The sequence below is a fragment of the Nonomuraea sp. NEAU-A123 genome, assembly GCF_018603905.1.
Taxonomy (GTDB): domain Bacteria; phylum Actinomycetota; class Actinomycetes; order Streptosporangiales; family Streptosporangiaceae; genus Nonomuraea.
The window spans coordinates 544,623-565,428 of the sequence record NZ_JAHFZZ010000002.1 but is presented as its reverse complement, the minus strand read 5'-3'; the positions used below and the strand labels follow the sequence as shown (position 1 = coordinate 565,428).

General features: G+C 71.5%; 23 protein-coding genes. 14 read left to right on the top strand and 9 right to left on the bottom strand.

What is annotated here, in order from left to right:
* Positions 1 to 139: 139 nt before the first annotated feature.
* The 4 genes from KLK06_RS06800 to KLK06_RS06785 all read left to right on the top strand — a co-directional run bounded on the left by KLK06_RS06800 (position 140) and on the right by KLK06_RS06785 (position 4,535).
* Positions 140 to 1,588 (top strand): hypothetical protein, encoded by a 1,449-nt coding sequence (locus KLK06_RS06800; RefSeq protein WP_250904955.1) that lies wholly within the window; start codon positions 140 to 142, stop codon positions 1,586 to 1,588.
* Between the two features lie 217 nt (positions 1,589 to 1,805).
* Positions 1,806 to 2,690 (top strand): hypothetical protein, encoded by an 885-nt coding sequence (locus KLK06_RS06795; RefSeq protein WP_308168127.1) that lies wholly within the window; start codon positions 1,806 to 1,808, stop codon positions 2,688 to 2,690.
* A 33-nt stretch (positions 2,691 to 2,723) separates the two neighbouring features.
* Entirely contained in the window at positions 2,724 to 3,626 is a 903-nt protein-coding gene (locus KLK06_RS06790) for a hypothetical protein (RefSeq protein ID WP_308168126.1), read from the top strand.
* Positions 3,627 to 3,647: 21 nt separating this feature from the next.
* On the top strand, positions 3,648 to 4,535 hold the full coding sequence (locus KLK06_RS06785; protein WP_308168125.1) for a hypothetical protein: 888 nt from the start codon (positions 3,648 to 3,650) through the stop codon (positions 4,533 to 4,535).
* Between the two features lie 34 nt (positions 4,536 to 4,569).
* On the opposite strand, the gene KLK06_RS06780 is transcribed toward KLK06_RS06785, so the two are convergent.
* Positions 4,570 to 5,700: a glycosyltransferase gene (locus tag KLK06_RS06780; protein WP_214634430.1), complete on the bottom strand. Its 1,131-nt coding sequence runs from the start codon at positions 5,698 to 5,700 to the stop codon at positions 4,570 to 4,572.
* A 98-nt stretch (positions 5,701 to 5,798) separates the two neighbouring features.
* On the opposite strand from KLK06_RS06780, the gene KLK06_RS06775 reads away from it, so the two are divergent.
* Both KLK06_RS06775 and KLK06_RS06770 read left to right on the top strand, forming a co-directional pair.
* A complete protein-coding gene (locus tag KLK06_RS06775; RefSeq protein WP_214634429.1) occupies positions 5,799 to 6,749 on the top strand; it encodes a Ppx/GppA phosphatase family protein in 951 nt (316 codons plus the stop codon).
* A 56-nt stretch (positions 6,750 to 6,805) separates the two neighbouring features.
* Positions 6,806 to 7,036 (top strand): hypothetical protein, encoded by a 231-nt coding sequence (locus KLK06_RS06770; protein WP_214634428.1) that lies wholly within the window; start codon positions 6,806 to 6,808, stop codon positions 7,034 to 7,036.
* Here KLK06_RS06770 and KLK06_RS06765 read toward each other — a convergent pair.
* Positions 7,023 to 7,454 carry an ATP-binding protein gene (locus KLK06_RS06765; RefSeq protein ID WP_214634427.1) on the bottom strand — a complete coding sequence of 144 codons (432 nt, stop codon included), beginning with the start codon at positions 7,452 to 7,454 and terminating at the stop codon, positions 7,023 to 7,025. The genes KLK06_RS06770 and KLK06_RS06765 overlap by 14 nt on opposite strands.
* Positions 7,455 to 7,522: 68 nt before the next feature.
* Positions 7,523 to 8,068 carry a TetR/AcrR family transcriptional regulator gene (locus KLK06_RS06760; RefSeq protein WP_214634426.1) on the bottom strand — a complete coding sequence of 182 codons (546 nt, stop codon included), beginning with the start codon at positions 8,066 to 8,068 and terminating at the stop codon, positions 7,523 to 7,525.
* 150 nt (positions 8,069 to 8,218) lie between these two features.
* Between KLK06_RS06760 and KLK06_RS06755 the strand changes: the two genes are divergently transcribed.
* Positions 8,219 to 8,410 (top strand): hypothetical protein, encoded by a 192-nt coding sequence (locus KLK06_RS06755; RefSeq protein WP_214634425.1) that lies wholly within the window; start codon positions 8,219 to 8,221, stop codon positions 8,408 to 8,410.
* On the opposite strand, the gene KLK06_RS59620 is transcribed toward KLK06_RS06755, so the two are convergent.
* A complete protein-coding gene (locus KLK06_RS59620; RefSeq protein ID WP_214634424.1) occupies positions 8,391 to 8,711 on the bottom strand; it encodes an STAS domain-containing protein in 321 nt (106 codons plus the stop codon). The two genes, KLK06_RS06755 and KLK06_RS59620, sit on opposite strands and share 20 nt — an antisense overlap.
* 68 nt (positions 8,712 to 8,779) lie before the next feature.
* Between KLK06_RS59620 and KLK06_RS06745 the strand changes: the two genes are divergently transcribed.
* From KLK06_RS06745 to KLK06_RS06715, 7 genes are all read left to right on the top strand, one after another.
* Positions 8,780 to 9,733, top strand: a complete 954-nt coding sequence (locus KLK06_RS06745) for a GNAT family N-acetyltransferase (RefSeq protein ID WP_214634423.1) — start codon at positions 8,780 to 8,782, stop codon at positions 9,731 to 9,733.
* A gap of 92 nt (positions 9,734 to 9,825) precedes the next feature.
* Positions 9,826 to 10,680 carry a shikimate dehydrogenase gene (locus tag KLK06_RS06740; protein WP_214634422.1) on the top strand — a complete coding sequence of 285 codons (855 nt, stop codon included), beginning with the start codon at positions 9,826 to 9,828 and terminating at the stop codon, positions 10,678 to 10,680.
* A gap of 15 nt (positions 10,681 to 10,695) precedes the next feature.
* Entirely contained in the window at positions 10,696 to 12,600 is a 1,905-nt protein-coding gene (locus tag KLK06_RS06735) for a bifunctional sugar phosphate isomerase/epimerase/4-hydroxyphenylpyruvate dioxygenase family protein (protein ID WP_214634421.1), read from the top strand.
* Positions 12,601 to 12,612: 12 nt separating this feature from the next.
* Positions 12,613 to 13,278: a TetR/AcrR family transcriptional regulator gene (locus tag KLK06_RS06730; protein WP_214634420.1), complete on the top strand. Its 666-nt coding sequence runs from the start codon at positions 12,613 to 12,615 to the stop codon at positions 13,276 to 13,278.
* A gap of 216 nt (positions 13,279 to 13,494) precedes the next feature.
* Positions 13,495 to 14,823 carry an MFS transporter gene (locus KLK06_RS06725; RefSeq protein WP_214634419.1) on the top strand — a complete coding sequence of 443 codons (1,329 nt, stop codon included), beginning with the start codon at positions 13,495 to 13,497 and terminating at the stop codon, positions 14,821 to 14,823.
* A 40-nt stretch (positions 14,824 to 14,863) separates the two neighbouring features.
* The gene (locus tag KLK06_RS06720) at positions 14,864 to 15,274 is read left to right on the top strand and encodes a hypothetical protein (RefSeq protein WP_214634418.1); all 411 of its coding nucleotides are present in this window, start codon (positions 14,864 to 14,866) and stop codon (positions 15,272 to 15,274) included.
* Positions 15,275 to 15,312: 38 nt separating this feature from the next.
* Positions 15,313 to 15,540, top strand: a complete 228-nt coding sequence (locus KLK06_RS06715; protein ID WP_214634417.1) for a ThuA domain-containing protein — start codon at positions 15,313 to 15,315, stop codon at positions 15,538 to 15,540.
* Here the strand turns inward: KLK06_RS06715 and aroQ are convergent, their stop codons facing one another.
* From aroQ to KLK06_RS06690, 5 genes are all read right to left on the bottom strand, one after another.
* On the bottom strand, positions 15,541 to 15,996 hold the full coding sequence (aroQ, locus tag KLK06_RS06710; RefSeq protein ID WP_214634416.1) for a type II 3-dehydroquinate dehydratase: 456 nt from the start codon (positions 15,994 to 15,996) through the stop codon (positions 15,541 to 15,543). It lies immediately after the preceding gene.
* A 24-nt stretch (positions 15,997 to 16,020) separates the two neighbouring features.
* Positions 16,021 to 17,313, bottom strand: a complete 1,293-nt coding sequence (locus tag KLK06_RS06705; RefSeq protein WP_214634415.1) for an AAA family ATPase — start codon at positions 17,311 to 17,313, stop codon at positions 16,021 to 16,023.
* The gene (locus tag KLK06_RS06700) at positions 17,304 to 18,731 is read right to left on the bottom strand and encodes a hypothetical protein (RefSeq protein WP_214634414.1); all 1,428 of its coding nucleotides are present in this window, start codon (positions 18,729 to 18,731) and stop codon (positions 17,304 to 17,306) included. Before KLK06_RS06700 ends, KLK06_RS06705 begins: the two co-directional genes overlap by 10 nt.
* Positions 18,728 to 19,828, bottom strand: a complete 1,101-nt coding sequence (locus KLK06_RS06695; RefSeq protein WP_214634413.1) for a hypothetical protein — start codon at positions 19,826 to 19,828, stop codon at positions 18,728 to 18,730. Before KLK06_RS06695 ends, KLK06_RS06700 begins: the two co-directional genes overlap by 4 nt.
* Before the next feature lie 124 nt (positions 19,829 to 19,952).
* Positions 19,953 to 20,759 (bottom strand): hypothetical protein, encoded by an 807-nt coding sequence (locus tag KLK06_RS06690; protein ID WP_214634412.1) that lies wholly within the window; start codon positions 20,757 to 20,759, stop codon positions 19,953 to 19,955.
* Positions 20,760 to 20,806: the final 47 nt, after the last annotated feature.

The following is a 20,806-nucleotide window of genomic DNA, read 5'->3' as shown; positions in this document are numbered from 1 at the left end:
ATCGAAAGTTCCGACAGTCTGCTCCAGCCGGCATAACGCGGACATAACCACTTTTGGTGACGCTCAGGTTAGCGCCGACTCGGTGGACTGCCCTCCCTATGGCCGGGACTCGCCCGGCCTTTCACGGGGGAGAGATGTCATGGTTGCCGCTCTTGTGGCGCCGACGCGGCCCCGCCTGGCCGATCCCGTCCTGGGGAGGGCGGATCACCGCCTGTTCGGGATCGTCCTGGCGCTGGCCGCGGCGCTGCGCGTGCTGGTCATGCTCGGGTACGACACCGCGCAGGTCTACTGGTACGACTCGTTCACCTACCTGAACACTGCCGTGCACATGCGCCCGCAGGGGGCCTTCCACCCGGCGGGCTACTCGTGGTTCCTGTGGCTGCTGCGCCCCTTCCACAGCGTCGAGCTGGTCGTCGGCGTGCAGCACGCGATGGGCCTGGGCGTCGGCGTACTGATCTACGTGCTGCTGCGCCGCTGGTCATTACCCGGCTGGGGGGCCGCCCTGGCCGCGGTGCCGGTGCTGTTCGATCCGGCGTTCCTGCGGCTGGAGCACGCGGTGCTCTCGGACCTGCAGGTGATCTTCCTCGTCATGGCCGCGCTCACGGTGCTGATGTGGCGCCGCGAGGTGTCGTTCCGGGCCGCCGCGTTCGCCGGGGCGCTGCTCGCGCTGGCCGGACTGACCCGCACGGCCGCGGTGCCGCTGCTCGGGCTGGCCGCGCTCTACCTGCTGCTGCGGCGCACCCCGTGGCGCCGCGTCGCCGCCCTGGTGCTCGCCGGGGCGTTGCCGCTGCTCGCCTACGCGGGCTGGTACGCCCAGTATCACGGCAGGTTCGCGCTGAGCGGCTCCGACGGCGTCGCCCTCTGGGCCCGCACGATGACCTTCGCCGACTGCTCGATCATCAGACCGCCGGCGGCGGAGGCCAGGCTCTGCCCGAACGGCACCGTCGTCGACGCCGCCTCCGAGTACGTCTGGGCGGCCGGCGCCTCGCTCAACCGGCTGCCCGGCGACCGGTTCGCCTACAACGACCTGGCCCGGTCGTTCGCGGTCAAGGCCATCGCCGCGCAGCCGCTCGACTACCTGCGCGAGATCGTCGAGGACACCTCGCTGGCCTTCACCTGGGAACCGGTGCAGCACCCCAAGCGGGTGACCGCGATGTCGACCTTCCCGCACGGCTCGTGGCGGCTGCCGGAGGAGCACGGCCTCATCGGCCAGGTACGCAAGGAGTACGACCCGGCCATCCGCGGCATGAGCTCGGTCGAGCCGTTCGGGTCCGTCCTCGCCGCCTACCCGTACCCGTGGTTCCTGCACGGCACGCTGTTCGGCGTGATCCTCCTGGTGGGAACGGCCGGGGCGATAGGCCGCCGCCGCCCGGCCCTGCTGCCGTGGGCGTTCGCGATGTTCCTGCTCGTCGCGCCGGTGGCGGCACTGGACTTCGACCACCGCTACGTGCTGCCCGCCATCCCGGTCGCCTGCGTCGCCGCCGCGCTGGCCGTACGCCGCCCGGAAGCCGACCGGGAGCGCTCAGGCTATTACCGCCGCGGTTACGATCATGTTATGCGTCTTCGCCGCGTTCGGCACGTTCCATGATCGAGCGCCGCGGATCGCGGGCCTCGGATCAGCCGCTGCGGTGCTGGTAGACGCCACACTGGTCCGTCTTGTCCGGGTGTTGTCGATCATGGAGGTGGTCGGCGGGCGCACCTGGTGGTTCCCCCGACTGTCCTCGGCGAGGCTGCCGCTCACGGGAAATGTTCCGTAGTATCCGGACATCACGAGCGTTGGGGGCGCCAGGGTGCCAGGACAGAGCGTGGGTGTGGTCGTCGATCCGGGAGTACCCCCGGAGGTCGCCGGAATGCTGCGTGCCAACGCCCCGCTGCTGTCCAGGATCAGAGCAGGATGGGTGCCCCCCGCCGCGCCGCCGGCCGAGCGGCGGCGCCCGTCGAGCATGGCGCTGCTGGCCGCCACGCCCGTGGTCGTCGCGCTGATGTCCCTGCTGCTGGCCTCGCACGCGGCGCCGATCGGGTTCGTGCTGCTGGGCTCCTTCGTCTTCATCGTGCTCGTCAAGATCGCCTCCATCAACGAGGTGCCGCAGCACGACCGGCCGCACGAGCGTGGCGTCTACGAGCAGGCCCGCTGGTACGACGGGCGCTACCTGCTGGCCGACGACTTCGACGCGGAGGCCAGACTGGTGCTGGCCAGGGCGCAGCGGGCGATCGGCAGCGTGCTGCGTTCCCACGTCAACGCCGAGGGCCTGCTGGACGACGCGCGCAACGCCGTGATGCTGCCGGAGCAGGAGTGGGAGATCGCCCGGCTGCTGGCCAAGCTCGCGGCCCTGCGCGGCGAGCACAAGGTGCTGCTGTCCCGCGGCATCGCGCCGGAGGTGGCGGCCGTGGTCGAGCCGCTGGACCGCGCCCTGGCCAACAGCGAGGCCGCGGTCGTCGCGCGGGTCGAGGCTCTGGAACGTTACGCCGGGCACGTCGCCGAGGCCGAGCGCGCCTACCACGCCCGCAGCCAGATCGAGGAGCTGCGGGCCCGGCTGCCGCGCTACGAGGAGCTCCTGGCCGAGTCGGGAGCCGACGCGCTGGCCGTACCGGAGATCGAGAAGCTCGCCCAGGACGCCGACGCCCTGGAGCGGCTGCTGCGCAAGAGCGTGAGCTCGGCGCACGAGGCGTTCCGCTACCTGGAAGGCTGACACTCTGACAGAGCGCCACATAGGATCCCTTACGTGCCCTGTCCGACGGTCATGGTGGATCCGGCGGTGCCAGACGAGATCGCGGAGCTGCTGCGCGGCCACCGCGAGCTGCTGCTGGCCATGCGGACGGGGTGGGCACCGGTCCGCAAGAGACGGTATGACCCGATGCTCGGCATCGTGGCGAGCGCGGCGACCGGGCTGGCCGCGCTGCTGGCGGTGGCCGGGTTCGGCTTCTTCCTGGAGGAGCGGTACACCTCCTTCGTGATCGTCATGACCGTGGCCGCGCTGCTCGTGGTCGGCGTGCTGATCAGGCCGCGCACCGACACGGAGAGCGCGCGGCGGCGCGCGCGGGAGCTGGAGGTCTACGAGAGCGCCCTCCTGTACGAGGGGCGGTTCGTGCTCCGCGAGGATCTCGACGAGGGCGCCCGCGCGCTGCTGGCCCGCGCCCGCGCCGCGGTCGAGGCGGTCATGGAGTCGCGCGTCAACGCCGAGGGCCTGCTGGACGGCGTGCGCAACGCGGTGATGCTGCCCGAGCAGGAGTGGGAGATCGCCCGGCTGCTGGCCAAGCTGTCGGCGCTGCGGAGCGAGCACGAGGAGGTCGTCGCCGAGGGGCTCACACCCGAGGTCGCCGCCGTCGCCGAGCCGCTGGGGGAGGCGCTCGCGAGCAGCGAGCAGGCGGTGCTCGCCCGCGTCGAGGCGCTGGAACGTTACGCCGGGCACGTGGCCGAGGCCGAGCGCGCCTTCCGGGCCCGGCACCAGATCGAGCGGTTCGGCGCCAAGCTGCCGCGCTACGAGGAACTGCTGGCCGAGTCGGGTGCCGACCGCTCAGCGGTGCCCGAGCTGGGCCGGCTGACCGAGGACGCCGACCGGTTGGAGGAGACGCTGCGCGACAGCGTGACCTCGGCACACGAGGCATTCCGCCACTTGAATGGGTGACATCCCATAAAATCCGATTTTGTGGCGGATGTGGTAGTCGATCCAGGTGTCCCAGAGGATGACGCCCAGCTGATCAAGGAGAGCGAGCATCTTCTGATCAGGATGCGCCGCGGCTGGGTGCCCGAACCCCGGCCTTCCAGGGCCGCCGGCAAGGCCGGGCGCGTGGCCCTGACGGTGATCACCCTGATCGCGCTGACCCTGTTGCTGGTCGGGGCCGGCGGCCCCCGAGCGGGCGGCCTGCTGGTGCTCGGCCTCATCGCCGTTCCCATCCTGCTCGTGGCCTTCGTGCGCAGCGACCTCGACGAGGACGAGGAGATGACCGTCGCCCGGGAGGTCTACGAGCAACTGCGCTGGTACGAGGGCCGGTACGTGCTCGCCGCCGACCTCGACGAGTCCTCCCGCAGGCTGCTCGCCCGGGCCCGGCGGGCCGTGGCCACGGTGACGCACTCGGCGGTCAACGTCGAAGGGCTGCTGGACGACGTGCGCAACGCCGTGATGCTGCCCGCGCAGGAGTGGGAGATCGCCCGGCTGCTGGCCAAGCTGTCGGCGCTGCGGACCAAGCACCGCGAGACCATGTCGGAGGGGATCACGCCGGAGGTCGCCGCCGTGGCCGAGCCGCTCGCGCGGGCGCTCGACAGCAGCGAGGACGCCGTGGTGGCCCGGGTGGAGGCGCTGGAACGCTACGCCGCCAACGTGGCCGAAGCCGAGCTCGCCTACCGGGCCCACCATCAGATCGAGGAGCTGCGGGGCCGGCTCCACCAGTATGAGGAACTGGTCTCCGAGGCGGGCGCCGACGGCTTCGCCGTACCGGAGATCGCCCGGCTCGCGGAGGACGCCGACCAGTTGGAGCGGGCGCTGCGGCGGAGCGTGAGCTCCGCCCACGAGGCGTTCCGCTACCTGGAGCCCTGAGCCCGGGCGGTCAGGCCGGATCCCCGAGCCGGAGCTATTCGAGGTTCGCGGCCTCCAGGAGCACGTCGCACAGGGCGTCGGCCGCGTCGACCCGGCCCAGTTTGCGGGCCGCCTCGGCCATCGTCGCGCGCAGACCCGGGTCGGCCAGCAGCGGCATCAGCTCGGCCAGGAGCTGGTCACCTGTCGGGTGCGGCTCCAGCAGCGCGCGGGCCCCGCCCGCGGAGGCCAGGTAGCCCGCGTTCTTGCGCTGCTCGTCGCCGCCGGTCGGGATCAGCGGGATGAGCACCGAGGGCTTGCCGATCGCGGTCAGCTCGGACACCGTGCCCGCGCCGCTGCGCGAGATCACCACGTCGGCCGCGGCGAACAGGTCGGGCAGTTCCGAGCCCACGTACGGCACCGGGTGGTAGCGCTCGGCCAGGTCCGGCGGCAGCTCGATGGCGCGCATCTGGTCGATCCAGGCGGGCCCGCACTGGTGCACGATCTGGGCGTGCGGCAGCAGCCGCGGCAGGATCTCCGCGATCAGCGTGTTGATCTGCTTGCTGCCCGTCGCGCCGCCCGTCACGTAGATCAGCGGCACCTCGAACGTCAGCCCGAACAGGTCGTAGGCCGCGGCCCGGTTGCCCTGCAGCAGCTCCGGCCGGATCGGGTTGCCGGTCACCACGGCCTTCGCGCGCGCCGACGGCGGCAGGTAGGCGAGGGACGACTCGTGCGAGAGCGCGATCCGCGTCGCCAGCCGGGCCAGGATCCGGTTGGCCAGCCCCACCACCGTGGTCTGCTCGTGCATGACCAGCGGCCGGCGGATCAGCTTGGCCGCCACCCCGATCGGCACCGCCACGTAACCCCCGGTCGACAGCACCACGTCGGGCAGGTAGCGGGCGGCGTGCACAATCGCCTGGACCACGCCCACCGGGATGCGGAACACGTCGGCGATGTTGGTGCCGAGCTCTCTGATATTGGGCCGGCGGCGCAGCTTGCCGGTGGTGATGGCCTTGAACGGGATGCCGTTCTCGACGGTGATCCTGGCTTCCAGGCCGTTGGCGGTGCCTACCCAGAGCACGTCGTGCGGCACCTGACGTCGCTGGACGGCCGACAGGGTCGTCAGGGCCGGATAGGTGTGACCACCGGTGCCGCCGCCGGTGATCAACAGTCGCAGGGTTCGTGACATGCGATCAGACTATGGCCCCCGCGGGTGGAGCCGTCGCGCCGCTCGGCCACTTCGGACTCGGCTTCGCCGTACAGACCGTGGACCGGTAGCGTTTCCCCATGCGACTCGGCGTGCTGGACATCGGCTCGAACACCGTCCATCTACTCGTCGTCGATGCCCACCGCGGCGCGCGGCCCCTCCCCGCCTACTCGCACAAGGAGGAGCTGCGGCTGACCGAGCACCTCGACGAGCGCAACGAGCTGTCCGCGGAGGGCATCGAGCGGCTCGGTGAGTTCGTGGAGGAGGCGCTGCGCATCGCCGAGGACAAGGGTGTCGAGAACTTCCTGGCCTTCGCCACCTCGGCCGTGCGCGAGGCCGCCAACGGCGAGCACGTGCTCGACCAGATCAACGACCGCTGCGGCGTGCACATCGAGGTCCTGTCCGGCAGCGACGAGGCCAGGCTGACGTTCCTGGCCGTGCGGCGCTGGTTCGGCTGGTCGTCGGGGCGGCTGCTCGCCTTCGACATCGGGGGCGGCTCGCTGGAGATCGCCGCCGGGGTGGATGAGGAGCCCGACGTCGCCGTCTCGCTGCCGCTCGGCGCGGGGCGGCTCACCCGCGACTGGTTCGGCGCCGACCCGCCGACCGCCGACGAGGTCCGCAACCTGCGCCGGCACGTACGCGCCGAGATCGCCCGCACGGTCGGCGGCATCGTCAGATACGGCGAGCCCAACCGGGCCGTGGCCACCTCCAAGACCTTCAAGCAACTGGCCAGGATCGCCGGGGCGGCGCCCACCAACGACGGCCTCTACGTCTCCCGGTCGCTGTCGCGGCAGGACATGGCCGACTGGGCCGTCAAGCTGACCACCATGAGCGCGGCCGAGCGGGCCGGGCTGTCCGGCGTGTCCGACGGGCGGGCCCTCCAGCTGGCCGCGGGGGCCATCGTGGCCCACGCGACCATGGACCTGTTCGAGGTCGATCGGCTGGAGGTCTGCCCGTGGGCGCTGCGCGAGGGCGTCATCCTGCGCCGCCTCGACATGCTGCCGGGACGGCTGGATGTGACGCCGCGGTAACCGCGATCTACCCGATTCTCGCGCATAAGATCCGGTTCTCGGGGCATCTCCGGCGGATGTTGGCAGTGCTCAGCACGATCGCTTCGCTGGCGATCGTCATCATTCTGGCGTTCGTGGCCGTTTTTCTCATCTCCGTGGTCGCCCTGATCACGCTCGGGCTGCTGGCGGGATCGACCGCCCGGCAGTCCGAGGCAGGACCGGTTCCGGACGGGCTCGGGGCGCGCTCTCACGGGAAGCATGAGCACGTACGCCCGTCCGGGGGGTCGAGGGAGTTCAGTTCGCCATGAAGTGCGGGCCGGCCGCGCCCGGGGCGAAGCGCAGGCGCTTCTCCAGGCACACCACCGACCCGTCCTCGTGCCGGTTGGTGAAGCGGATGTCGTCGGCCAGCGCGCGCATGATCTGGATCCCCCGGCCGGACTCGGCGCCGGGGGCCGCCTCGCTGAAGTTGGGCGGGTCGAATCCGCCGCCCATGTCGATCACTCGGATGACGCAGAGCTTGTCGTACACCCCCGCGCTCACCATGTACTCGTCACTCGGGCCCGCGTGTCTGACGACGTTGGAGCACGCCTCGGTCAGCATGAGCTCGATGTCATCGCGGATCTGCGGCTCCACTCCCAGTGACCTGAGTGTGCCGTCGAACATCTGCCTGATAAGGGGGACGCTCGCCGCATCCCTTGGCAGCCGGAGCGCTATCGTGGCCTCCACCGCACCTCCTCCGTCTCCGTCTGGACGCGTCAATCCCTTCTGCCCGATCCGGCCCGCCCCAATCGTCTCTAGGGTTCCATCAGGCGGAGCGCGACCTCGAGCGCGGCCTCGTTGATCTCCTCGTCGGTCAGCTTCTTGTCCTGCGACATCCACTTGCCGGCATGCAGCGTGAACAGCGCCATCGAGCGGCTGATGCGGACGGCCAGCGGATCTCCGGGGTCGTTGAGCTCGTCGGTCAGCTCCAGCATCACCTCGCGCATCCGGTGGATCTTCGGATGGTCACGCATGGCCGTCTGGTTGCGCTCCATGAAGCGGGCGACCTCCAGATAACGGGGGTTCGTCAGCTTGGCGGCGTAGCGCAGGACGAGCTCCCGCCGCGTCTCCGGCGTCCTCGGCTGGCTCCTGAACCACGTCAGGAGCTCCTCGACGTCGGCCACGCGCAGGTCGGCCAGGCTGGCGACGATGTCTTCCTTGGTCTTGAAGTGGTAGTAGAGCGCGGCCTTCGTCACGCCGAGCTCCTCCGCGATCTCTCGCAGCGAAGTCGCCTCGTAACCCTGCTCGGTGAAGAGCTTGAGCGCGATCTCCTGGATCCTGCTCCGGGTGTCTTCCCGCAATGTGCACCAATTTCGACTTGACGACCGACAAGAAGGGTATCTAGCTTATTCTAAGCTTGCCGGTCGGCAAGTAAGCAAGCTCTCACCAGGGGTGCGTGGTGGCGGAGGCAGTCGGACGACGACGTGAGGTGATGGTCGTCCTGCCCGGCCATGGTGGTCTCGCTGTTCGTCGGCCGGGCCCTCGACGCCGCGGGCAAGTACAAGATCTACCCGATGCTCGGCGGCGTCGGCATGGCCGTGGCCTGCTGGCTGGCGGTCTTCATCAAGGAGATCCCGCTGCGCGGTGGCCCGTCGGCCGGGGCGGCCACGCAGGAGGAGGCGGTCAGCCCGGCGGCAGGCTGAACAGCTTGTCGAGCCCGGTCATCCGCATCAGGTTGCGCAGATAGGGCGTCAACGCCACCACATGCAGCACGGCGTCGGCGCCCTCGACCTGCCGCTGGAGTCGTACGAGGGCGGCCAGGCCGGAGGAGTCGATGAAGGCCAGCTCCGACAGATCCACGTCGAGCCGGCGGTAACCGGCATCCAACGTCAGCCCCGTCAGATCGGCGGCGGTGTCGAAATCGAGGTCGCCGCTGAGGGCCAGCCGGATGGTCGTCGCGTCCGGTGTGGCGACGTCGATGCGCAACGGCGTCTTGTCGAGCACCGCCTCAGCTTATCCACCGCACCGAAAATAGGAGGCGCGGGGCGTCCGGATTCGGGAAAATCGCTGCCATGAAGCCGTCCGCTGCCCTCAGGTTCAGCCGTCCACGGGCCGAAGACGCGCCCGCCATCCACGAGCTCGTCGCGGCCTGCGACCTCGCCGTCATCGGGGTTCCCGACGCGACGCTCGACGACATCGCCGACGAGCTGGCGGAGCCGGGCTTCGACCCCGACACGGACGGCTGGCTCGTCCACGACGCCGGCGGCACGCTCGTCGGCTGGGCCTGGGTGTGCGCCAAGGGCGACAGCGACATGATCGACACAGAGATCCTAGTGCGTCCGGGCGTCGAGGGGCTCGCGGACGAGCTGTGGCGCCTCGTGCTAGACCGCGCCGGGGAGCTGGCGCTGGCCCGAGGCCACGACGCCGCCACGGTCGACATTGGCATCTACCGGGCCGACACCGACAGGCAGGCGCTCGCCAAGGCATACGGCTTCGCGCCCGGCACCAGCTTCCACCGCATGCGCGTCGACCACGAAGGCCCGGTCGAGCCGCCGGCCCCGATTCCGGGGCTGACCCTCCACAGCGGGGAGACGGACGCCGTCCGCAGGCAGGCGTACCAGGTCCAGCAGGAGGCGTTCGCCGACCACTTCGGCTTCGTCAAGGTCGACTACGAGCACTGGCTCGAGCGCCGGCAGGCGCAGAGCGTCACCGACTGGAGCCAGCTCACGGTGGCCAGGATCGACGGGCGGCCGGCGGCGCTGGTGGTCGGCAACAACCAGTTCGTGCCGGACGAGGACTGCGGCTATGTCGCCACGCTGGCCGTCCTGCCCGAGCATCGGGGCAAGGGGCTGGGGCGCTTCCTGCTCCGGCACGCCTTCGCCGCCGACGCGGCGCGTGGGCGGCGGGGGACTCTGCTGCACGTCGACTCCAACAACACCACGCCCGCGCTCGACCTCTACCTGTCGGCCGGCATGCGGCCGGTCCTGGTGATCGACGTCTGGCGCCGCCTGATCCGGGTTTCCTGAAACCCGGCTCTCACGGGCGGTACTCCATACGGTCTAGCGTACGAACGTACTAGTTCGTACATTGGAGGGACACCGGAGGAGAGTGAGAGCGGATGAGCTCCTATCTGATCGGCCTGATCGGCGCCGGGATCGGCCCGTCGTTCAGCCCCGCGCTGCACGAGCGCGAGGCGGACGCGCACGGCGTGCGCTACGTCTACCGGCTGCTCGACATCGGCGAGCTGGGGCTGGGCGCCGACGCCGCGGGGGAGCTGGTCCGTACGGCGCGGCGGCTCGGGTTCGACGGCCTCAACATCACCCACCCGTGCAAGCAGACCGTGATCCCCTTCCTGGACGAGCTGTCCCCGGACGCGGCGATGCTCGGCGCGGTCAACACCGTCGTCTTCGAGGGGCGGCGGGCCGTGGGGCACAACACCGACTGGACCGGGTTCGCGGAGTCGTTCGCCCGGGGACTGCCCGACGCGCCCACCCGGCAGGTGGTACAGCTCGGCGCGGGCGGGGCGGGGGCCGCGGTGGCGCACGCCCTGCTGACCCTCGGCGCCGACCAGGTCGTGCTGGTCGACGCCGCCGAGGACCGGGCGGCCTCGCTCGCCGCCGACCTGGCCGGCCGGTTCGGGCCGGACCGGATCCGCGCCGCCGCCCAGAGCGAGCTGGGCGGGCTGCTCGCCACGGCGGACGGGCTGGTGCACGCGACCCCCACCGGGATGGCGCAGCACCCCGGGCTGCCGCTCCCCGCGGAACTGCTGCGCCCGGAGCTGTGGGTGGCCGACATCGTCTACCGGCCCCTGGAGACCGAACTGCTGCGCCGGGCCGGGGCGCTCGGCTGCCGCACCATGCACGGCGGCGGCATGGTGGTCTTCCAGGCCGCGCATGCCTTCCGCCTGTTCACCGGCCGCGAGCCCGACCCCGAACGGATGCTCACCCACCTCACCGACCTGATCGACGCCTGACCGGGAGGTCCGCACATGCGTAAGTCCATCGCCACCGTCTCAGTCAGCGGGACGCTGGCGGAGAAGCTGACCGCCATCTCCGCCGCGGGCTTCGACGGCGTGGAGATCTTCGAGAACGACCTCCTCGTCTCCCCGCTGAGCCCGGAGGAGGTACGCGCGCGGGCCCGTGACCTCGGCCTCGGCATCGACCTGTACCAGCCGTTCCGCGACTTCGAGGCGGTGCCGGGCGACGTGCTGGCCGGCAACCTGCGCCGGGCCGAGCGCAAGTTCGAGGTGATGGAACGCCTCGGCGCCACCCTGCTGCTGGTCTGCTCCAGCGTCTCGCCCGACGCGATCGACGACGACGAACTGGCCGCCGAGCAGCTGCGCCTGCTCGCCGAACGCGCGGCCGGGCACGGCATCAGCATCGCCTACGAGGCGCTGGCCTGGGGCCGGCACGTCAACGAGTACCTGCACGCCTGGCGGATCGTGCGCATGGCCGACCACCCGAACCTCGGCACCTGCCTCGACAGCTTCCACATCCTGTCGCGCGGCTCCGACCCGATCGGCATCGAGGCGATCCCGGGCGACAAGGTGTTCTTCCTCCAGTTGGCCGACGCGCCGCTGCTGGCGATGGACGTGCTGCAGTGGAGCAGGCACTACCGCTGCTTTCCCGGTCAGGGGACCTTCGACCTGGCGGGGCTGGTGACGCACGTGCTGGAGACCGGGTACGCCGGGCCGCTGTCGCTGGAGGTGTTCAACGACGGCTTCCGGCAGGCCGACGCCGGCCGTACGTCCCTGGACGCCATGCGGTCGCTCATCGCCCTGGAGGAGGCCGCCGCGCGGCGGCGCGGCACGACCCCGCCGATCCCGCCCCCGGTCATCCCGTCCGGCTTCGCGTTCGCCGAGCTGTCCGTCCCGCCCGCCGTTCCGTCCGCCATCGCGTCCGCCGTCTCGGCCGGTGACCCGCCCGGACCGCCTGACCCGCCCGGACTGCCCAGGCACCCACCCGAGCTGAGCGCGCTGCTGGCCGCCCTCGGGTTCGTACGCACCGGAACGCATCCCGGAAAGCCGGTCGAACTGTGGGAACAGGGAGAGGCCCGGATCCTGCTCAACGCCACCGGCGACGAACCCGCGCTCGCCGCGATCGGCCTGGAGAGCCCCGACCCGGCCGGTTCCGTGAAGCGCGCCGAGTCGCTGCTGTCACCGGTGCTGCCCCGCCACCGGGCCCCGCGCGAGGCCAGGCTGGACGCGATCGCCGCACCGGACGGGACCGAGCTCTTCTTCTGCCGCACCGAACATCCCGGCCACTCGAGCTGGACCGACGACTTCAGGCCCCGCGCCGAGGGGACCGCGCGCGCACCGGCCGCCGAGGGCATCACGCACATCGACCACGTGGCGCTCACCCAGCCGAGGCACCACTTCGACGAGGCCGCGCTGTTCTACCGAGGCGTCCTCGGCCTGCGCCCCCAAGAGAGCCTGGAGGTCCCCGACCCCTACGGCCTGCTCCGCAGCAAGGCGATGTCCAGCGAGGACGGCGCCCTGCGGATGGTGCTCAACATCAACCAGGTCGGCGCCCAGCACATCCCCTGGCAGCACATCGCCCTGGCCTGCGACGACATCGTGGCCACCGCCCACCGGCTGCGCGCCGCGCACCCCGGCCTGCTGCTCCCCGTCCCCGCCAACTACTACGACGATCTGGCCGCCCGGTACGACGCGCCACCCGAGCTGAGGGAGCTCGGCCTGCTGTACGACAGGGACGAGCACGGCGAGTTCCTCCACCTGTACACGATCACGGCCGGGCGGGTGTTCTTCGAGATCGTCCAGCGCGTCGGCGACTACCAGGGCTACGGCGCTGCCAACGCACCCGTCCGCCTGGCCGCACAGCACGCCTGGGGAGGACAGCGGTCATCTACGATGAACGTGACCCCGTCGGCCTGACCGTGGAGCCCCATGACCTCGCAGCCACTCGCCCGCGCTGGCGGCGAACGTCAGCGTGACGCCGACCGGACCAAGGCGGAGATCCTCCAGGTGGCGCAGCGGGAGTTCGCGCGGCACGGGTACGCCGGGGCCAGGGTGGACGAGATCGCCGAGCGGACGCGCACCACCAAGCGCATGATCTACTACTATTTCGGCGGCAAGGAGCAGCTCTACATCGCCGTTCTGGAGAAGGCGTACACCGAGGTGCGGGCCGCCGAGCGGACCGTCGACGTGGCGCATCTGGCGCCGGTGGAGGCCATCCGTACGCTGGCGGAGCTGACCTTCGACCACCACGACGCGCACCGCGACTTCATCAAGCTGGTCGGCATCGAGAACATCCACGAGGCCGAGCACATCCGCAAGTCCGAGGTGCTGGCCAACCTGGGCACGCCCGTCCTCGACCTCATCTCCCGCATCCTTGACGCGGGGCAGGAGTCCGGCGACTTCGTCACCGAGGCCGACGCCATCGACGTGCACATGATGATCAGCGCGTTCTGCTTCTTCAGGGTCGCCAACCAGCACACGTTCGGGGCGCTGTTCGGCCGCGACATGACCGCGCCGGAGCACCGTGCCAGGCTGCGCACGATGGTCGGCGAGCTGGCCGTCGCCTACCTGCGCGGAGCCGGCGCCCCCGCATGACGCCGCTCACCCGCCAACTTGCCTGGCGCCAGAGCTCCCGCATGACGTCGCTCACCCGCTGACCTGCGCGGTGCCTGAGCCCCGCGTGACGCCGCTCACCTGCGACTGGACGGTCGCACCTGATCTCGGTCGCTCAGGAAAGGGTCCGTTCACACCCTTGTAATGTACGAACCAGTGAGTTAGTTTCGGGACAATTCTCACCCGGGAGGAGCCCCCGTGACCGACGCACCCACCCCCCAGGGCAAGCCGCGCAAGGCCGCGATCGCCGCCTGGATCGGCAGCGCGCTGGAGTACTACGACTTCTTCATCTACGGCACCGCCGCCGCCCTGGTCTTCAGCAAGATCTTCTTTCCCACGTCCGCTCCGGGCACCGGAACGCTGCTGGCCCTGGCCACGTTCGGCGTCGGCTATCTGGCCAGGCCCGTCGGCGCGTTCGTGCTCGGCCACATAGGGGACAAGTTCGGGCGCAAGAAGGTGCTGGTCTCCACGCTGGTGCTGATGGGACTGTCGACGTTCCTGGTCGGCTGCCTGCCCACCTACGACCAGGCCGGGGTGCTGGCCCCGGTGCTGCTGGTGGTGCTGCGCCTGATGCAGGGGTTCTCGGTGTCGGGAGAGCAGGCGGGCGCCAACTCCATGACGCTCGAACACGCCCCGGCCGGACGCCGCGCCTTCTACACCAGCTTCACGCTCAACGGCACCCAGGCCGGGCAGATCATCGCGACCGCGATCTTCCTGCCGATCGCCGCGCTGCCCGAGGACCAGCTGCTGAGCTGGGGCTGGCGGGTGCCGTTCTGGCTGAGCATCGTGGTGGCGGCGGTGGGGTTCGTGATCCGGCGCACGCTGGAGGAGACGCCCGCCTTCGAGCGGGAGGTCGCCGCGAACGGCGTCGCCAAGATGCCGCTGGCCGTGCTGTTCCGTGAGCACGGGGCGGACGTGCTGCGGGTGATCGTGGCCGCGGTCATCGCGTCGGTGAGCACGATCTTCACCGTGCACGCGCTGTCGTACGCGGTCAACACGGTGGGGCTGGAGCGGGCGCCGATGCTGTGGGTCGGCGTGCTGGCCAATGTCGCGGCGGTGATCACGATCCCGCTGTGGGGGGCGCTGTCGGACCGGGTGGGGCGCAAGCCGGTGTTCATCGGCGGCTCGCTGGGGTGCGCGGTGCTGATCTTCGTCTATCTCTGGGCGATCTCGGCCGGTGGGTATCCGTTGATCTTCGTGGTGGGGATCCTGATGTTCGGTGCCGTGCACAGCGCGACCAGCGGGGTCTGGCCATCGTTCTACGGGGAGATGTTCAGCACCCGGGTGCGGCTGTCCGGGATGGCGATCGGCACGCAGATCGGCTTCGCCATCGCCGGGTTCGCGCCCACGGTCGCCACGGCGGTGGCCGGCACGGGCCGAGGTAGCTGGCTGGGTGTGTCGGTGCTCACCGCGGTGGTGTGCCTGATCAATGTGGCCGCGGTGGCCACGGCGCGGGAGACGTACCGGATCCCCACCGACCAACTCGGCGCCAAGTCCACCACCCCCGCGCAGACGGCGACGGCGTGAAGGGCGAGCAGGGCGAGCGCGGCGGGACGGACGGACAGGTATGAGCGGCGGGCACGGCGTGGGCGGCGAGCAGGGCGTGAGCGGGGGACAGGGCGTGAGTGGCGGGCAGGGCGTGAGTGGTGGCGCGGGTGTGTCCGTGGGCGGTGAGTTCCGTGTTTACGCCATCCAGTACGCGCGACGCGACGCCCTGCGTGGCGAGCACTTCCACGGCCACGACGGGCGGGCGGGCGAGCCGCACCCGACGGCCTACTACACCTGGCTGGCCGTCTCCGACCGGTACACCGTCGTCGTCGACACCGGCATCAGCCGCGCCCGCGCCGCCAAGATCGACGGCCTCGACTACCTGGCCTCGCCCGCCGAGACGATGGCCGAGCTGGGCGTGGCCGCCGGCGCGGTCGGCCACGTGGTGCTCACGGCCCTGACCGGCCGGGGCGCCGTGATCGCCGAGTAGCACCCACAGGCCGAGGCAGCGCTCACAGGCCGAGGTAGATGCGCCGGACCTGGGGATCGATCCGCAGGGCCGCCGAGGTGCCGGTGATCTCGGCGACGGCGCCGAAGCCGATTGTGCCTCCTGGTGCCCAGTACTACGACGGCGGGCGGTCGTGGGTCACCACGTTCGGCCACGAGGTGCAGGCGTGGATCGGCGACCAGCGCTTCCTAGGTCACCTGACCGGCGGCGTCAAGTCGGCGATGGGCATGACGCCCTTCTGTCGCTGATCACTTCTGGGTGGCCGTGTGGTGCAGGCCGCGCAGGGCCAGCACGTAGCCGTACACACCGAACCCGACCACGATGCTCCGCGCGACCGGCGAGATGTAGGAGTGGTGCCGGAACGGCTCGCGCGCGTGCACGTTGGAGATGTGCAGCTCGATCACCGGCAGCTCCACGCCCTCGATGGCGTCGTGCAGGGCGACGGAGGTGTGCGTGTAGGCGCCGGGATTGAACACCGCGCCGACGCACCGCCCGGCCTTGACCTCGGCCCCGGCCTCGTGGATCCAGTCGATCAGCTGCCCCTCGTGGTTCGACTGCCGGAACCGCAGGTCGAGGCCGAGCCCGGCGGCCTCCTCGCGGCACATCTCCTCGACGTCGGCCAGCGTCGTGGTGCTGTACACCTCCGGCTTGCGGGTGCCGAGCAGGTTGAGGTTCGGGCCGTTGAGAACGTAGACGGATGTCACACATGCCTCACTTCGTGGTCGTCGCTACACCCGGTGGCGGGCCAGGTGCTCCAGGACCGACTGGTTGGCCTCCCAGCCGTCGGGGAACTTCACCGGCACCCCCAGCCGTACCGGCTCCGCCGACGGATGGGCGTCGAGCAGCTCGGCGATGCCCGCCCTGGCCACCACCACGCACGCGTGCCGGTGCCGCGAGGCCAGCACACACAGCCGCCCCGACTCCAGGTGGAACGCGGTGGCGTCCCGGCGGCCCGACAGCGGGTGCAGCACGATCGTCACGTCGTACTCGCGGCCCTGCAGCCGGTTGGCGGTGTCGACGGTGATGTCCGGCGGCAGTCCGGCATTCCGGATCGCCGCCACCTGGTCGCGATGCGCCGCGCCGACCGCGATCCGGTCGGCGGTCACCGGCCGCTCGCCCTGCTCCGAGCCCGCCACCGCGCCGCGCTGCAGCAGCCGCTCGGCCAGCAGCGCCACCGCCTGCACGGCCTCGCCGTCGGTGCGCACCGTGTGGCGGTTGGGCAGCTCCAGCAGCGCCCAGCCGGAGCGGGCCGCCTCCTCCAGCGCCCGGTCGTGCACGGTGCCCATGCCGCCGGTGGTCAGCTCCAGCCGCCGCTCGCCGGCCCCGGTGCCCGACCGGAACCCGGTGAAGGGGTAGAACGCCCGCGACACCACCGGCGCGGCCGAGGCGGGCAGCCGCCACGACACCGGCAGCCGGTGCACCGGCAGGTCGGGATTGTGCCGCAGCAGCACCGAGACCGCGCTCTGCAGCGGGTCCCACGACAGGCCGGACCAGCGGTCGCCGTCCACGATCGAGAACGGGTCGAGCTGGCCGGGGTCGCCCACGAACAGCGCCCGCTCGAACAGCCCGGCGATGCGCAGCAGCTTGTCCGAGCGCATCTGGTACGCCTCGTCCACGATCGCCCACGGCCACGTACGGCCGGAGATCCACGCCCACTTGTCCGACGTGGCGATCATGATGTCGGGGTCGCCGAGATCCTGGATCCTCGTGCCGACACTGACGCCGGGCAGCTCCAGCAGGCGCAGCGGCGGCACGTACCCGCTCGCCGACAGCCGCCCGACCGTCAGGTGCGGATGCCGGTCCGAGATCCGCGCCACCAGGTCGTCGACCTGCTCGTTGGTCTGGGCGACGATCATCAGCGGCTCGCCGGTCTCGGCCAGGTGCGCGGCGGCCCGGACCACGAGCGTGGACTTGCCCGCCCCCGGCGGCGAGTCGACCACCACGCCGCGGTGCCTCGGCAGGTCGGCGAGCACGTTCCTGATGACCTGCTCCGGACTGGCCTCGTCCGCGGTCACGACCATTCCTCCCGGGCGTCCTCGTCGGTGGGGCGGTACTCCTGCGGCGGGCCGCCGTGCGTCCACGGCGTCGACTCCGCCTCGGGCAGGCTCGGCGCGCCCTGGAAGTCGTCGGTGAGCGAGGTGTAGCAGACCCGCTCGCCCACCTCGGGCACCGCGCCGGGAGTGGGCGTCTTGCCGCGGCCCATGCCCCTGGTGATCTTCAGGGTGACCAGGCCGTCGCTCGCCGACACGAGCTGGGCGCCCTGGCCGCGCCGCTGCGGGGTGCCGAGTGCGGCGCCGGGCGGCAGGCGTACGGGATCGTCGGTCTTGAGCACCACGAGCGGGCGCAGCTTGCGCGAGCGGCCCTCGCCCTCGAAGTTCTCCGGCTCGGTCTCCACGACCTCGCCCGCGAACGCCTCGCCGGTCAGCCGGTATTCGGCCATGACCAGCGGGTCGTCGTAGGCGCGCTGCACCTCGTAGGAGGCCTGGGCGCGCTCCATGCGCGCCAGCCGCGCGGCGGCGGCGATCGCGCCGTCATGCCTGGCCTGCGGCGGCGCGCCATCCTCGATCTGCGCGGCCAGGCCGCTGAACGAGGCGCGGTCCTGCTCCCACCGCTGCGCCACGCTGGCCCCCTCGGGCAGGCCGCTGAGCAGGTCGATCGCCTGCCACATGAGCCGCCAGGTGGGTTCGAGCTGGGTGCGCAGGGCCTCGGTGACGCGTTCGGCGGAGCCCTTCTCGATCGCCGGCGCCAGCACCTCGGCGTCGAACCCCGGGTCGGTGACAGGTCCGGCGGGCGGCCAGATCAGCGGGTCCTCGGCGTCGTCACTCGGCCCGTCGGTGATCCAGCCGAGCAGCGCGGCCAGGTTCGCGTCCTCGAGGCCGCTCTGCCCGCTCGCCCAGTGCCTGCCCAGCTCCTCGGTGGCGGCGATCGTCAGCGACGACCCCGGATATCCGGCACGCTCGGCGAACCAGGTCAGCCACCGGCCGAGCAGCGGCACCCCTGTGGGCACCGGATAGGGCCCGTCGGCCCGGCGGAAGCGCGTGGACCTGCCGAGCAGCCGGGTGAACGCCACGCCCGCCTGGTTCGGCATGATCAGCTGCGGCGCGTCGAGCGCCCGCTCGTACGGATCGGCGTTCTTCCGCTCCACCGTCTCCGTCTCGCCCAGGAAACTCTGGACGTAGGGCACCAGCAGCCCGGCCAGCTCCGCGGTCCAGGCGAAGCGCAGATCGCGGTTGCGCGGCTGGGTCACCACCAGCAGCCGGGGCTCGGCGCGGTCGGTGCCGAGCATGGCGGCCAGCGGCGCGGCCGCCTCGCCGGAGAGCTTGAGCGGGATGAACACCATCGGCCGCGCCGACAGATGACAGTGCCGGACGGTCGCGATGGGCTGCGCGATGCCCTCGTCGAGGGCCCGCAGCCGGGCGAGCGAGGTGAGCAGGCTCACGTCAGGCACTCTCTGCGCAGGCGTTCGGCGTTGCGCAGGAGCCGGGCGATCTCCTCCTGGCCCGGCGCCGGGTCGCGGGAGCCGTCGGCCAGCCCGAGCGCCTCGCCGACGGAGGCGACGCCGCCCAGCTCGTCGCGTACGTGGCGGCCCAGCAGGTCGGAGGCGCCCTCCTGCCGGGCCTCGTCGCGGCAGAAGAAGCACAGGTCGCAGGTCGACAGGCAGTCGGGCGCGTACCGGGCGTCGGCCCCGCGCAGCGCGTCGGCCAGCTCGGCGGCCGACCGGGTCGGCAGCCCGTCCTCGTCCGGCAGCAGGTCGAACGTGAGGTCCTCGGGCAGCACGTCGAGCAGCCGGTCGAGGCCCGTCATCCGGTCGAGCTGGCGTTCCAGCACGGCGAGCTGCGGGCGTACGTCCACCAGCGTGGCGACCGGCCGGTTGGCGAAGTTCTCCGGGCAGACCAGCACCACCTCGTGCGAGACCCGCAGCGGGTCGTGGCCCAGCTCGCCGAGCAGCCGGCGCAGCGCCAGCACGTACACCGCCGCCTGCCGGGCCGCCGCGGCCACCGCGGCCGGGTCGGCCTGCCCGTCGATCACCGCGAACGACTTGATCTCCACGATGTGGAAGCGCCCGCCGAGCTGGAAGGCCACCACGTCCGGCTCCAGGTAGGCGGCGTGCCCGGCGATCTCCAGGCTGAGCAGCGGATGGTCGTAGACCGTCCCCGCGTCGTGCCCCTCGGTCACCGCCCGGTCGAACAGCGCCCTGGTGTGGGCGTGGCGCAGGTGCGCGCCCACGTTCTCCACGTCGTGGTAGGCCACCTCGGCGATCGGCAGCCCGAGCTGCTCCCGCAGCATGCGCAGCAGCTCGGCGCATCCGTCGGCCTTCACCAGCGCCTCGAACATGTTCCCGCGGGTGATCGCGAACGGCGACTGGCCGAACGGCGCGGGGAAGCCCAGATGCCGGGCCGCGGCGTCCTTGTCGATCCCGGCGCCGTCCATGAGCGCTCTGCGCGAGCAGCCGGGGTTCGCCGCGAGCGCGGCGATGGCGCGGGCGTCGTGCGGCTTCGGTGGCGTCGTGCCTCGCAGCGCGTCAAGCCGGTTCATCGGCCGCCTCTCGTATCGCTGGTGCGCTCACTTGATGTGCGCGCTGTCGCGCTTGCCGTCGTGCTTGCCGTCGCGCTCGCTGTTGCGCGTGAGCGGCCGGTGCCGGCCCGCTGCTCCATCGCTCTCACCCGGTGATCCTTTTCCTCGCGACAGTGCTCAGCGTAGCGGCGCCGAACAGCCCAGCGGCGTCACCCAGCTGTGATGCCGCGCGTTCGGCCAGCTCAGCGCGGTCGTGCGTGTCGCGCTCGGCGTGCACCGCGAGCTCCGCCCGCGCCGCCTCGATCACCCGGCCGGGGTCGGGCGGCCCCAGATCGCCGTCGGCGGCGCCGGGGATGTTGCGCGCCATCCTGGACAGCAGCCGCGCCGCCCCCGGCTGGAGATCCCCGAGCTCCGCGTGATCGGGATCGAGCTGCCCGGCCACCGCGATGGCGCAGGTCAGGAAGTCGACGCGGGGGCTGAGCGGGCCCACCATCCGTTGTGCCCGCGGCCACGTGCTGACCGCCAGCAGGCCCCGGGCGGGGGAGAGGCGGTCCGTCAGCGCCGCGCATAAGTAGTAGGGCCTGCCGTACGGGGAGGCTTTGAACGAGCGTTCCTCGTCGCGGCGCAGGCTGGTGAGCTGGTTGCTGCGCAGCGTGCCGCCGCAGAACGCGATGCCCACGGCGACGATCAGCCTCGGCTGCGCGCAGGCGCCCAGCAGGGTGAGGCCCTGATGCACCTGCTGGCGCACGGTCACCAGCCGCGGCGCCACGGGTTCGGGGTCCGGGTCACTGGCCGGGCCCGCGCTCACCAGGGCGTCCCACGTACGCTCCACGCCGCGGAGCTCGGCGCGCAGGGTCCTGGCCGTGGCCGTGTCCTTGACCCGCATGGCTTTGCGCACACCGGCTCGGAGGTCGTCGATCCGCTTCTCGAGATCGTCCAGCCGGTCACTCATGGCGCGAGCGTAGCAAGAGTTCCAGTATTTCCCAGTAATTTCGGGAT

Bases quoted from the DNA above. Each gene is read 5' to 3' on its own strand.
- KLK06_RS06715 (WP_214634417.1), top strand. From the start codon at position 15,313: ATGCGCCGGACCTGGGGATCGATCCGCAGGGCCGCCGAGGTGCCGGTG.
- KLK06_RS06705 (WP_214634415.1), bottom strand. From the start codon at position 17,313: ATGGTCGTGACCGCGGACGAGGCCAGTCCGGAGCAGGTCATCAGGAAC.
- KLK06_RS06695 (WP_214634413.1), bottom strand. From the start codon at position 19,828: ATGAACCGGCTTGACGCGCTGCGAGGCACGACGCCACCGAAGCCGCAC.
- KLK06_RS06690 (WP_214634412.1), bottom strand. From the start codon at position 20,759: ATGAGTGACCGGCTGGACGATCTCGAGAAGCGGATCGACGACCTCCGA.
- KLK06_RS06740 (WP_214634422.1), top strand. From the start codon at position 9,826: ATGAGCTCCTATCTGATCGGCCTGATCGGCGCCGGGATCGGCCCGTCG.
- KLK06_RS06775 (WP_214634429.1), top strand. From the start codon at position 5,799: ATGCGACTCGGCGTGCTGGACATCGGCTCGAACACCGTCCATCTACTC.
- KLK06_RS06770 (WP_214634428.1), top strand. From the start codon at position 6,806: ATGTTGGCAGTGCTCAGCACGATCGCTTCGCTGGCGATCGTCATCATT.
- KLK06_RS06800 (WP_250904955.1), top strand. From the start codon at position 140: ATGGTTGCCGCTCTTGTGGCGCCGACGCGGCCCCGCCTGGCCGATCCC.
- KLK06_RS06780 (WP_214634430.1), bottom strand. From the start codon at position 5,700: ATGTCACGAACCCTGCGACTGTTGATCACCGGCGGCGGCACCGGTGGT.
- KLK06_RS06720 (WP_214634418.1), top strand. From the start codon at position 14,864: ATGAGCGGCGGGCACGGCGTGGGCGGCGAGCAGGGCGTGAGCGGGGGA.
- KLK06_RS06755 (WP_214634425.1), top strand. From the start codon at position 8,219: ATGGTGGTCTCGCTGTTCGTCGGCCGGGCCCTCGACGCCGCGGGCAAG.
- KLK06_RS06735 (WP_214634421.1), top strand. From the start codon at position 10,696: ATGCGTAAGTCCATCGCCACCGTCTCAGTCAGCGGGACGCTGGCGGAG.
- KLK06_RS06730 (WP_214634420.1), top strand. From the start codon at position 12,613: ATGACCTCGCAGCCACTCGCCCGCGCTGGCGGCGAACGTCAGCGTGAC.
- KLK06_RS06745 (WP_214634423.1), top strand. From the start codon at position 8,780: ATGAAGCCGTCCGCTGCCCTCAGGTTCAGCCGTCCACGGGCCGAAGAC.